Origin of the sequence: Nitrosomonas halophila (genome assembly GCF_900107165.1) — a bacterium.
GTDB classification, from domain to species: Bacteria; Pseudomonadota; Gammaproteobacteria; order Burkholderiales; family Nitrosomonadaceae; genus Nitrosomonas; species Nitrosomonas halophila.
This window is the reverse complement of sequence record NZ_FNOY01000006.1, coordinates 79,443-92,457: the sequence shown is the minus strand read 5'-3', so window position 1 is coordinate 92,457 and position 13,015 is coordinate 79,443. Positions and strand designations below refer to the sequence as shown.

General features: G+C 51.2%; 7 protein-coding genes. 6 read left to right on the top strand and 1 reads right to left on the bottom strand.

Features of this window, described 5'->3' with window-relative positions; genetic code table 11:
* Positions 1 to 240 precede the first annotated feature (240 nt).
* The 3 genes from BLV85_RS02750 to BLV85_RS02740 all read left to right on the top strand — a co-directional run bounded on the left by BLV85_RS02750 (position 241) and on the right by BLV85_RS02740 (position 6,207).
* Positions 241 to 1,719, top strand: a complete 1,479-nt coding sequence (locus BLV85_RS02750) for an efflux transporter outer membrane subunit (RefSeq protein ID WP_090411896.1) — start codon at positions 241 to 243, stop codon at positions 1,717 to 1,719.
* Between the two features lie 211 nt (positions 1,720 to 1,930).
* The gene (locus BLV85_RS02745) at positions 1,931 to 3,019 is read left to right on the top strand and encodes an efflux RND transporter periplasmic adaptor subunit (RefSeq protein WP_245725059.1); all 1,089 of its coding nucleotides are present in this window, start codon (positions 1,931 to 1,933) and stop codon (positions 3,017 to 3,019) included.
* Positions 3,016 to 6,207 carry a multidrug efflux RND transporter permease subunit gene (locus BLV85_RS02740; RefSeq protein WP_090411870.1) on the top strand — a complete coding sequence of 1,064 codons (3,192 nt, stop codon included), beginning with the start codon at positions 3,016 to 3,018 and terminating at the stop codon, positions 6,205 to 6,207. The genes BLV85_RS02745 and BLV85_RS02740 overlap by 4 nt, the downstream gene beginning before the upstream one ends.
* Positions 6,208 to 6,487: 280 nt before the next feature.
* Here BLV85_RS02740 and BLV85_RS02735 read toward each other — a convergent pair whose 3' ends face one another.
* Positions 6,488 to 9,679 carry an AfsR/SARP family transcriptional regulator gene (locus BLV85_RS02735; protein ID WP_090411868.1) on the bottom strand — a complete coding sequence of 1,064 codons (3,192 nt, stop codon included), beginning with the start codon at positions 9,677 to 9,679 and terminating at the stop codon, positions 6,488 to 6,490.
* A 354-nt stretch (positions 9,680 to 10,033) separates the two neighbouring features.
* Between BLV85_RS02735 and BLV85_RS02730 the strand changes: the two genes are divergently transcribed.
* The 3 genes from BLV85_RS02730 to BLV85_RS02720 all read left to right on the top strand — a co-directional run bounded on the left by BLV85_RS02730 (position 10,034) and on the right by BLV85_RS02720 (position 12,750).
* Complete coding sequence (locus BLV85_RS02730) at positions 10,034 to 11,398, top strand: YncE family protein (protein ID WP_245725058.1); 1,365 nt, start codon at positions 10,034 to 10,036, stop codon at positions 11,396 to 11,398.
* A 120-nt stretch (positions 11,399 to 11,518) separates the two neighbouring features.
* Positions 11,519 to 12,142 carry an SCO family protein gene (locus tag BLV85_RS02725; RefSeq protein ID WP_245725057.1) on the top strand — a complete coding sequence of 208 codons (624 nt, stop codon included), beginning with the start codon at positions 11,519 to 11,521 and terminating at the stop codon, positions 12,140 to 12,142.
* On the top strand, positions 12,139 to 12,750 hold the full coding sequence (locus BLV85_RS02720; protein WP_090411866.1) for a hypothetical protein: 612 nt from the start codon (positions 12,139 to 12,141) through the stop codon (positions 12,748 to 12,750). Before BLV85_RS02725 ends, BLV85_RS02720 begins: the two co-directional genes overlap by 4 nt.
* Positions 12,751 to 13,015 lie beyond the last annotated feature (265 nt).

Here is a 13,015-nt window from a genome sequence, read left to right as displayed (position 1 = left end):
TGAATCAGCGTATCCTGGCTTTTATTGAGTTCTTCAATGAAACCTTGGCAAAGTCGTTTCGCTGGACTTATATTGGCAAACCTTTGCTCGTATAGGTTATCGGATATATTTCGGATGCTGGGTACTAGAGAGTATAATCCTCTGATTGATAATAAAAAAGGAAGTGGCGGCATGTCATGTTTTAAGCTTTTTTATTTTTATTTGATGGCTGGAATCGTTCTGGTGACGTCTGGACGATTGATGAGCAGGATCTCCGCAATTCTTTCGGCAAGGAGCTGGAATAACGACCGTACTCACATTTTACCGCTATGTGTGAGCTTATTGCTGGCATCCTGTGCTATGGGGCCTGATTATTCGCGACCTCCTGTTGATCTCGCTGAAAAATTTCGTATGACTGAAGTGGAGGGGCCGTCCATAGCCAATCTTCCATGGTGGGAATTGCTCAGGGATGAGGTATTGCAGCGGCTTATCAGGCAGGCTTTGTTGGGAAACAAAGAACTCAAGGCAGCCGCAGCCAGTGTTGATGAGCTTCAGGCGCGCCTGGGCATGGCCCGGATGGACTTTGTTCCGGATATGAGAATAGATGCCAATGCGCCTGCGTTTGGTACCCTTGGCGGTTTCCGCCAGCCTGGATTTCCCACACCTTACAATTATTTCGGGCAAACCATTCTGAATTGGGAGCTGGATTTCTGGGGAAGGATACGTCGCGCCAATGAGGCTGCCCGTGCTGATTTGGTCGCGCGCGAAGAGAGTCGGCGTGCGATTGTGTTGACTCTGGTCAGCGCTGTGGCCCATTCCTATTTCGATTTGTTGCAGTTTGACATGCAGCTTGATATAGCCCGTCGAGCTTTGCATTCATGGGATGAGTCAGTTGCGATTTCCCGGGCACAGTTACAAGGCGGTTTGATTTCTCGCCTTGATTTGGACCAATTTGAAGCGGAGCACGCCAGAGCAGCGGCAAGGTTGGCTGAGCTCGAAAGACAGACTGCCCAGAAACAGAATGAACTCAGCGTGTTATTGGGCAGCATTCCAGCACCGATTCCGCGCGGGCTTGTACTGACAAAGCAGTTGGTTCCGCCTGAGATACCGGTAGGCTTGCCATCCGATCTGTTACAACGGAGACCCGATATACTTGAGGCCGAGCAACAGCTTGTAGCAGCTACTGCTAGAATTGGGGTTGCTAAGGCTTCGCGGTTTCCCAAATTTTCACTTACTGGTTTTCTGGGTGTTTCAAGTCCTGCGTTATCCAATTTGCTGCAATCCGGCAGTGAGTTCGGAGCAGGAGGTCTCGGGCTTGCTGGGCCTTTGCTCAATTCACAAACGTTAGGCTTTGAGCAGCGAGCGGCAGAAGCGCAGGCGCGACAAGCACTGGCGAAATACGAGCAAACCATACTGGTGGCCCTGCAGGAAGTCGAGGACGCCTTGATAGCTATTCGGACGGCAAGTGATCAGCGAAGCGCAAAATTGCGGCAAGTCGAAGCATTGCAATCGGCTTTGCGGATTGCAAATCTGCGTTACGAGAGCGGCATTACCAGCTATGTCGATGTGCTGCTCGCAAAAAGAAATTTGTTCGATGCCGAGTTTGATTTGATGTCCATGCATCGTTTGCATTTGGTTTCTGTCGTTCAGCTTTTTAGGGCACTGGGGGGGGGCTGGAATCCGGATGAAGCGCTCAGCCTGCCACCAGCGGTAACACGTGAAATATCTTATGAAAACTGAATGAGAAAAATCCCACTTGCTGAAATTTAGGGAAATCGGATTTACCTCACAATCGATTCGGTAATTGACTATGTTGACTGATTCTATAAGCAAACCTGCCCAAGAAATCCTATATTTAGGATTGTTTCTGACTATCCTGTTGCTTGCTGGCTGTTCAAAAGCTCCATCTACTGAATCGCTGCCAGCAATTCCACAGGTAGAGTTCATTTCAGTGACTACTCGAACCATTCCGGATGAGCCAGAATTCATTGGGCAGACGGAAGCTTTTCGCCCGGTTGAGATTCGTCCCCAAGTAAGTGGAATCATAAAGAAAGTATTCTTTACCGAGGGCCGAAACGTTAAAAAGGGTGACCAACTCTATCTCATCGATCCTGTTCCATTCAGGGCGATTTATCTTAGCGCGAAGGCAAGGGTGGCACAGACTCAGGTCAGACTGGATCAGGCCAAGCAGGATCTGGCACGTGTCCAGCCTCTTCTTAAGCAGCAGGCAGTCAGCAAAAAGAATGTCGATGATGCGGTTGCAGAAGTAGGCGCAGCCAAAGCTGCTTTGGAGGCTGCGCAAAGCGATCTCATCAAGGCGAAATTCGATCTGGATAATACGTTGATCACTGCGCCGGTGGATGGCCGGATTGGCCGCAGCCATTTTTATGAAGGGCGTCTTGTTTCCGCCCAAACGACCTTGCTGGCTACGATAGATCAGCTGGACCCAATGTATGTCAACGTGAGTGTTCCGGAAAGCTATTTGCTGCGCCGGCGCCGTGAACTGGCCGAACATAAAGTTGAGCGGCCCGATATCTTCCAGCTGCGCGGCTTGATGACTTTCTCCGATGGCAGTATTTATCCTGAAGAGGGCGTGCTGGATTTTTCGGATGTCGCTTTACGTCCCGAGACCGGGACGTTACAGGGTCGTTTTGTCTTTCCCAATCCTGAGGGAAAAGGATCGCCCGGACAGTCCTATTTTTATCCTGGCCAATTTGTCAAGGTTCGTATCAAAGGCTATAGCCGTATCGATGCCATTCTCATTCCCCAGCGAGCTGTTCAGCAGGGACCGACTGGGTCATTTGTTTACGTTATCAATGGGGAAGAAAAAATAGAACTTCGTCCTGTTCAGGCCAGCAGCTGGCATGGGACTGAGTGGTTGATCGAGAAAGGCCTGCGTGCAGGAGAGCGGGTGGTGGTGGAAGGCCTCTTTCGGATTCAGCCAGGTGTTCAGGTAGATGCCGTGCAGTATCGGAATAGTCACAGCACGCCTGATCATCCCGACGAACAAACAGAACAAACTGTGAGAAATATGCCATGAGCCCGCGTTTTTTTATTGATCGGCCGATTTTCGCATCGGTCCTGTCCATCATTATTATCGTAATCGGCCTGGTTTCCTTGCAGAAGCTGCCAGTTGCACAGTTTCCCGAGATTACCCCGCCGATGGTGCAAATTGATGCCGATTATCCTGGTGCGAGCGCCGAGGTTGTGGCAGAGGCTGTGGCGCGGCCGATCGAGGTGCAGCTTCCTGGCATCGACAAATTGCTGTATTACGAATCCACGAGTACAAACGATGGGCACATGACGATGAAGCTCACGTTTGAGATAGGAACTGATGTAGATATTGCACAGGTTCAGACGCAGAACAGACAGCGTTTAGCTGAGCCACAATTGCCGGACGAAGTCATTCGTCAGGGGATAACGGTCAAAAAAACATCGCCGAATCTATTGGCGGTTATAGCACTGAGTTCTACCGATCCAGAACACGACACAATTTTTCTGTCCAATTATGCATTGTTGAGAATTCTCGACAATGTCAAGCGCCTGCCGGGTGTCGGGGATGCAATTATCTTTGGTGGCCAGGATTACTCCATGAGATTGATTCTCGATCCTGTCCGTATGGCACAACTTGATCTCACACCGACTGAAATAGCGGCAGTTGTTCGGGAGCAAAACCGTGATTTTCCAGCCGGAAGAATAGGGCGCGAACCTACCCCTCAGGGAACGGAGCTTACCATTCCAGTCATTACACGTGGACGGATGAGTGAAGTCAAGGAATTCGAGGACATGATCGTTCGGGCTTATCCGGATGGTTCTATGGTGCGGCTCAAGGATGTGGCAAAAATTGAGCTGGGCGCTCAATCCTATGATCTGGAAGGAAGATGGAATAAGCGCCCGAATACCTTCATCTTGACATTTCTTTCGCCAGGCGCCAACGCGCTGGATACAGTTCAAGGCATTCGCCAGGAAATGGAAAGGCTCGCTAGAGGTTTCCCGGCTGGCGTATCCTACGATATCCCTTATGATACGACTGCATTTATCGATGTTTCTATTCAGGAAGTTGTCAAAACACTCGTAGAAGCAACACTACTGGTCATATTGGTTGTCTTTCTTTTTCTCCAGAGCTGGCGTGCGACACTTATTCCGGCTGTCGCGGTGCCAATTTCTCTGATTGGGACATTCGCGGGCATGCAAGCACTGGGATTCTCGGTCAATACACTGACACTTTTTGGCATGGTTTTGGCAATCGGCATTGTGGTCGATGATGCGATTGTGGTGGTAGAGAACGTTGAGCGACACCTGTCCAAGGGCAGGCTATCACCCAGAGAGGCGGCAAAGCGAGCAATGGATGAAGTGACCGGTCCAGTAATTGCGATTGTACTGGTGCTGGCAGCCGTGTTTGTGCCCGCTGCATTTTTAGGGGGTATTACTGGCGAATTGTACAAGCAGTTTGCAATTACTATTGCGTTGTCTGTCACCATTTCCGGATTTGTGGCGCTTACGCTCAGCCCCGCTTTATGTGCGCTGGTCCTCAAGCCGGGCCATGATTCTCCAAAAGGATTCTGGAAACTCTTCAATCGATCATTTGAATGGTTCCAAGCGCGGTATGTTGGGGTTGCCGGACTGATTATTAGGCGATCAATGATCGCATTGGCTATTTTCTCAGTTTTAATACTCGTTATAGCGGGTTTGTTTAGAACCATTCCGGAAAGCTTTCTTCCAGAAGAAGATCAGGGCTATTTTATTACTGTGATTCATTTGCCAGATGGCGCGTCTTTAACGCGAACAACCGAGGTGCTTGACAAGGTAGAAGACTACTTTCTGTCGATTCCGGCGGTTCACTCAACCGATACTCTGGCGGGGCAAAATTTCGTATTTGGAACACGTGGCGCGAATCAGGCAACAATGTTTGTTCCGCTGAATCACTGGGATACACGAAAAAATGCAGACGAACAAGTACATGGTCTGATAGCAGCGGCTTTCCAGGAATTTGCCAAAATACCAGAAGCCCTGATTTTAGCCTTCAATGCGCCATCGATCAGTGGGCTCGGCTCCACCGGAGGGTTCTCGGTTCAGGTGCTGGACCCAAGTGGTGGTGATTTTTCAAAATTTGCTGCGATCGCACAGGCATTCATCACCAAAGCGATGGAGCACCCGGCCATTGCGGTTGCCAATACAAATTTCCGTTTAAGCGCACCCAGATTATTTGCCCACGTAGATCGTGAGCGCGCGAAAGCACTGGGCGTACCTATTTCTGATGTTTTCGATACTATGCAGGCTTATTTTGGTAACTTGTATATCAACGATTTCATAAAATTCGGTCGTATCTACAAAGTACAAACTGAAGCGCTTCCAGAATATCGGTCCAATCCGGATGATATCAGCAAAATATATGTTCGCGCCCGGAACGGCACCACATCAACCATGATTCCCCTGGATGCCGTTGTCTCGACCGAATTTAACAGCGGACCGGATCCTGTTACGCATTTCAATGGATTCAATTCCGCACTCGTATTGGGAAGTGCTGCACCCGGTTATAGCTCAGGGCAGGCTCTTGAGGCGCTGGAGCAGGTGGCTAACGAAATCCTTGTTCCACAAGGTTACACGCTTGACTGGAGCGGTATTTCGTATCAGGAGCGTAAGGCTGGCGGACAGTCCATTTTGGTATTTGCATTTGCATTGCTCATGGTCTTCCTGGTATTGGCTGCATTGTATGAAAGCTGGTCTGTTCCCTTCGCGGTTATTCTCGCGATACCTTTCGGAGTACTGGGTGCGTTGCTGGCGATCTGGGCAAGAGATCTAACCAATGATATTTATTTCCAGATCGGATTGATAACATTAATTGGACTCGCTGCCAAGAATGCGATTCTGATCGTTGAATTTGCAAATCAACGACGTGCTGCAGGTATGTCATTGACTGATTCGGCTATTGAGGCTGCACGTCTTCGCTTCCGTCCTATTATCATGACATCCATGGCCTTTATTCTGGGCGTGCTTCCGCTTGTGATCGCTTCGGGAGCGGGTGCGGCCAGCCGCCATTCCATCGGAACGGGTGTGTTTGGGGGAATGCTTGCAGCTACATTCCTGGCAATTTTCTTTGTGCCACTCTTTTTTGTCCTGATCGGGAAAATTGCACGACCAACCGGGCGTCAAACACCCAGAATTGACAAGAGGCCAGTAGAGGCAAGCGATTCTCCCGCCAAAGAACTGGAAGGAGGTGGGCCTTAACAGGCCGTTGCTGAGTCAAAAATATGGAATAAGTTGCCGATGATGTGCCCGTGAGAGTGTGATGGGCAGAAAGGGGAGCAGCATAACCGGCCGCTGGGTTTATACTCATCGCCGCCGGTGTCTATGCAACAGAAGACTGCGGTCGTGGCCATGCCGAGAGGACAGTTACATGGATTTTGAATATAAAATGCTTGGAGAATCCGGGATAATCGCTCACCCCAGCACCTGTTACTCTTGCCTGCTCACGCGGGTTGGTCGTCGGCTATGAGGGTTGCAGGAATCAATCCTGTCCTTGTTGCAGTTGCTGCGCAAGAAGCCGGGTCTCATTTGAAAGTTGCAGATTGAACCCCTGGTGTAGAATCTGATGGCATTGATGATAAATCTGTAGTGCCCGATCAGGCTGGCCGAGATTGCGGTAATGTATCATCAGGCGCCGATAGTTTCCCTCGATCAGCGGCCTGAATTCCAGCGCCTTGTGCAGCAAGGCGCAGACCTGCTTGATTTCCCCCTGCCGCTCATGGTAATCGATGGACTGGTCAAGTGCTTGACACAATTTGTTCAGCAATTGTGCCTGCTTCAGTATCACAGGCCCGGTACTGGTATTTTTCAGGAATGTGTCCTGGTACAGAGCCAACAAGCGGTCGGTCAACTTGACGATGACAGGAGACGGCTCGTTGCGCTGCAGGGCTTGCTCAAGCGTAACGATCGTGGCTTCAAATGCCCATAAATCCAACCAGCAATAATTTTCATTGAGGGATACCAAGCCGGCATTCAGTAGTATGGCTTCCTTTCCGATCAGCTTGCGCAGCCGGTGGAGCGAGGTTTCCAGGGCATGTCTGGCCAAATCGCCATCTGCATCCGGCCAAAGCATTTCGGCCAGCTGGTCGCATTGAATATGCCGGCCACCCAGGAGCACGAGTGATTCCAACAACTCGAGTATTTTCTTCTGGCTTTTGCAGCAATGCTCGATCGGCCTGCCTTCGGCGGCGACAATCAAAGTGCCAAAGCTGTGGATGCGGACCGGCCATGGCCATTGGGCAAGATACGAGGGCGGGTGGACCGGTAAGCGGTAACGTCTGAGCAGGCGAATGGCAAATGCTTTCTCGATATCATGCTCGATCGCTACCAGGCAGAGCGATTCCACTATCTTGGGTTGCCAGTTGGTGCAAAAATAAACCTGCTCGGCGCTCATGATACGCAGCAATGGTTTGAGTGCGTCGATGGTGCGCGTTTCGTTCCGCTGTGCATGGGCCAGCCACGCATCCGTCATGTGATACTGGATTATGGTGAATGGGGTGGGCATGTCTTTGACCGATTTGTGCAGCCGGGACAGTGTCGATTCTGCTTGACGCCATTGCGACAATCCAGTCAGGATTTGCGCCTCGAGTGCCAATGCATAAACATGGCCGATTCCCCAGTGCGCCAGTTTTGCCCAGCGCAGCGCCTGCCTGTTCTGTTCCAGGGCGTAGTGCAAGTGGCCGGATAATGTGGCGATCCATGCAGTATGCGCATAGAGCAGGGCGCTGGCGCCACGTTGTTCGAGATCGACTGATTTCATCGCCTGGAACAAGGCATCCTCGGCGTTGGTGAGATTACCCTCGGCGATGTGGCAATCAGCGATGCCGGTAAGCAATAGATGCTTGAACAAACCGATCTTCGATAGGGTTGATAATTCAAGCCCTTGATGGGCATATTCAAGTGCTTTTTTGGTGTCGGCAGCGTACAGCCTAAGAAAGAGCAACAGATAGGCGCTCATGATGCGTACCGGAGCGGACAGCGTGTCCTCTGCCAGTGCCGATTGCAGGCAGGGTACGATCATCTGCAGTCTGGCCGGTCGTGTCGTGAGTGAATAATAGCTGCCCAGTGCCACCGCCAGTTCATATTTTGCGTTGCCAGGCGGAGCGGTGCAGAAAAAAGCTTCGCAGTGCTTGCGCAACCGATGCAGATCAGCAGGGTGGGCGTGATAAGTGGCGCATGCATGGAGCGCCTTGGCCTGGCACTGAATATCCACTGCCGGAACCGGGCAAGGCAGGTACTGCTTGCGCAGTTCTTCGAAGCGTTTCAGCCAGCGTTTTACTCCGGAAAAATCGTTCCAGGCAAACAGGATCGATTCAACTGCTGCCTGCCAGGCAGTGTAAGCGCCTTTCGCGTCGCGCTTGATCATGAACTGGCGATAACTGATCTCCAGTCGCTGCTCGGCTGCACAGGGGGCGGTTGATTGCAGCGCAATGGCATACCAATAGTTCAACCAGGGATCTGCATCCAGATAGCCATCCGGAAACGCCTGCATGAGCTGGCTGACAGCGAGTGCTTGCCCCGTTCTGATCAATCGCTCTGCTTGCTGGATCAGTATATCTTTCAAGGCGGACCAGTCTTCCAATTGCTGGTAAAGCGACATGGCCAGCATGGCTTCATCCTGCTTGACGAGAATGGCTGCTGCTTTACGTTGTGCGTGCTGCCAAGCATCCGGCGTAAGAAGTGCCGGGGCTTGCTGCAGCAGCAATTCTCTGAGTAGGGGATGAAAGCGATAAATGGGGAGGGAATCCGGCTTTGTTGAGCATTCGGTCAGGAAATTGCGAACAGCCATTTCATCGAGATATTGCTGAGCCAGTCGACAGCCAGTCAGTTGAGCGCTGGTTTCCGCAGTGAATTGGGGGAGCAAGGCATTGGCAGCTAGAAATACCTGCAGGGACGGCGGAATATGGGCAAGTACTTCCGATGTCAGATAATCGAAGAGATGCGTTCTGGAGTCGGGATTGTAGGACCGGTCAGCGATACAGGCTGATTGCGCCAGCATCACCATCCCGGCTGCCCATCCTTCTGTCCAGGATTGGATGCGATGGATCAGTTGATCATCCAGGTATGGGTTCAACCATTTCAGAAAGCTGTAGCTTTCCTGGCCATCGAACCGTAATGTACGGCTGCCCATTTCCGTAATCTGTTCTGGTGGCAGCGATCGATTCAGTACAGGAGAGAGCTGGTTTCTGCTGGTGCAGATAATTTGTAGGCCGGGGGGCAGCTGATTGACGGCTGCATGCAAGAGGGGCAGGAAATTGGCGCTTTTTTCCATCTCCTGACAATTGTCCAGCACGATGACCGTTTCTGTGGTGAGTACAGTGAAAAGCCGCTCGAAATAGCCACGTGCAAAATTTTCCAGGCTCCGCGCGTCGCCAGGGGGGTGGCGTGTGGGCAAATTCAGTTTTTTGTGGGGATGATTTTTGCGGGCAGCCAGTGACAGGAAATGAATAATATCGGCCGGGTTATTATCCTGCCCATCAATTCCATACCATAGAAAGGAAGCTTGCCGCTTTTCCAGCACATCTCTCACGAAGATGGTTTTACCCGATCCGGGAGGACCGCTCACCCACATCAGCCTTGCTGCCTTTCTTTGCTCGGCAAGTGCCAACAAGCGAGTGCGCTCGAAGACATGCAAATGGTCTGGCGGCACGATTCTGGCAGGATGCATACGCATTTTAATGACAACCCCCCTATCCCAAATCGATCTTTTATTCAATTTGTATGTTGTTTGTGAGTCTACTCTTGGTAGCTTTGTATGCAAAGTGGATTTTTACTGGGTGAGTGGATGGAAAGGCAATCCAGCCTGAAAGCAGGCGGCAACATGAAAATACTGGATTACGCAATATGCCTGTCGACCATGACGAAGCGAACGATTATGTCTTCGGTATTAATGTGCTGCCTGGGGATTATTGGTCGAGATCGAAAAAGAGAGGGTTTGTTTCGATTGGGTGTTCTTGAACAGCCGGTTTGATTGCCGGCCGGTTCTTTAAGAATGCGTTGTGTCACTAGCAAAGAGAGGAGGTCACTGATGATTTCGTTGAATAAAATCTTTCATCGCAACATTCCGATTATCGCGCTATTTCTACTGATATCGGTTGCAATGCCTGCCGGTGCGAATGGTCACCATCACAATTCGTTGTTGCCGGTTCACCAGTATCCCAATGTTTATAATCACTACCTGCAACCGGTTGTCACTGCTATCGATTATCATTCCAGGATGCTTTACCTGTTTAATTATGAGGACGATAAGCTCATCATTGTGGATCCGGCCAGCATCGATCACTGGCCCGGGAATATCCCATTGCAGCATACGGTTGTCCTGCCGGAAGGCAACAAAATCTTCGTCACATCGGATAATACCCAGGAACATCCGGCTTACATCATTGCTTTGAGGGTCGATCACCTTGACTGGGATGCCGGTACAGTCAGTTTGGCCGTCGAGACGGTCTTGGCTGCGGATACTGCGGGTACCCCAGCCGAGCTGCCCTTTGTCGAAGCGATCAATCGTAATCAGGCTGTTCCCGCTTGGTTGCAGGCCGGATCGACCCAGATTCATGGGCCCACGCTGCTGCCTTACTCGGATTATCTCTACTTTACCGAATTCACTTCCGACCGGGTGCGGGTGATCAACCACAGGACCAATGAATTTGCCAGTGTTGATCCCATCAGTATCCCCGACTATACGGAGCAGACGCATGGCATCAATTTCAATAAATCGGGTACGGTTGGCCTCGGAACTGGTTATTTCTTTGATAACAGCGTGATCGATGTTTACAGAGTCAACCGTGAAACCGGTGAATTACAGGCAGCTGGTCAGATCATGCTCGGCGATGAGAGACGGCATGCAGCGTTTACCCATTTTGTCTATTGGTTGGACGAGCGCTTTGCGCTGACCGCTTCGATGCAGTTTGATAAAACCTCGCTGACTTCTGCCGCCACACAGGCAATTATCCCGCCGAGTGTTTGGCTGATCGACACTCTGGAGGGGCGTGCTACGCAGATCCTTAGGCATACCCGGCATGTCCGTGGCCGAGGCGTTTTCCGTTCCGCTTCCGATCTGGCAGTCGTCAACGGCAAGCTCTATATCGCCGAGGAGGATACCATTGACTATGAATTTGGAAGAGACGGCTATGTATCGATCTTCGATTTGAGCGATCGTTATCGGCCCCGCTTCATCAAAAGACTCCGGCCCGGCCACGAGCTGCCGACCGGCTATGCGGTAGCACATACAATCAGCCCAACACCTGACAATCGCTATCTGATGCTGGCAAGCTGGGTGTCCGGTTACGTAGTCAAGATCGATACGACGACAGATACCGTCGTCAAAGTGTTCGGACCCGAGGATGGACTTGTGATGCCGCATGGCATCTTTGCTGCCGGCGCTACCCGTTGATCCTGAATGCAGAATAGTGTTGCGCGCCGGTTCATCTGTTCATCAACTGGCAGCAGGAATAGATGACCGGTCGCAAGCTGGTCTGTGCCGGTATTTCTGAACAGAGTGGAGGATTTGGCCATGAAACAGAAGAGACTGGTTATGCAAACAATCCAGGCAGTTCTATCGAGGCTGCGGATCGTGACAATGTATCTCATCCTGTTTGTCGGTGTCCCAAGCAGTTTACAGGCAGCCCCGTTTATTCTGTCACAACCGGTGGCGTTACCTGCCGAGGTGGTGACGCAACTGAAATCTGCGCAGCCAGGTACCGGGCATCGATGGCAGCTGGTCGTATTTGGGTTTACCCATTGCAAGGACATCTGCCCGATGTCGCTTGCCAATTTGTCCATTTTGGTCAAGGCGGCGGCCGTTGAGCAGATCGATCTGGGCGGGGTGTTCGTGACAGTCGATCCGGACAGGGATTCCCACGCGCAATTGGCCAGTTATATCCAGGGCTTCGGGTCGGATATTGCCTATTTGCGTTTCGAGGGGGAGACGCTCGCGCATTTCAAAGCCACTTTCGGCGTGGAGGCGGTTTTTTTTACCAAGAATGCAGGCAATCAGTCGAGTTATCAGGTCGATCACAGTACCACCGCATTCCTTATCGATCCGGCCGGCAGGATCCGGCTGATTTTCGATGCGCTTGAAGATGCCGCACAGCTTGCGAAACTGTTTCGTGAAAACAGGGCATTGTTCGCGTCATGAAAACGCTATTGATTTTTCTGCTGCTGTGGCTGACGACCAGTTTGCCAGTTTACGCGATGAGCATGTATGACGATCCGCGTACGATCCTGTCATTCAGGGATAAAGCCTTGTCGCCCGAACTTGATATATTGCGCGTCATTGTCACGCTCTCGCCAGCAAGCCAGCTGATTTTTCAGGTCAAAACCAAAGGAGAGCGGCAATCGGGTGCAGCAGATGAATATTTGCTGCTGCAGATATTGCATGGAAAGCACTATATACTGCTGATCCTGATCAATGCGCAGCAGAACCTGCATGGACTGGTTTACGAAGGTACGCTTCAGTCGGAAGATGCACCCCCAGTGCTAGTCGGCAGAAAATTCGGGACTGTGGCTTCGTCCGATGGATTTGCCGTTAAACGTATTCCGCAGGGTGTAGAGTTCATCGTTCCGCTGGAGTGGATCGATTTCAGCGTCGACCTCGGTTATGATGCCTATACTGTGCAGGCACGCTTGCAAGACGGTAGCCTGCAAATCACTCATATCTACGATCAGGCAGGAAAAGGGCGGTCTGGGGCAAACCGCTTCTCCGCCATCACTTTTCTCAACCGGATTTGCTCTCCGCAGCGGTAGCGCTTTCTCCGGCTCGTTCTGAATGGCCGGATTGTGTAGTGAGAAATACCTCGTTTGTTACTGCTCCTCTCTCCGCAAGGCCGTAATACGACAGTCATATCGTATGGCTATCCACAAGAATGGCTCCACCCCGAATGGGTGACTAACCCGCGCATGGGAGTGATTATCCGGTGATGCAGCGCATGCTGACATCCAATACGATTGGCGGGAAGGCTCGTGGCAAGCAGTCGAGATACTGGCAATCAACTCTTTGCAGAGAAGTTAA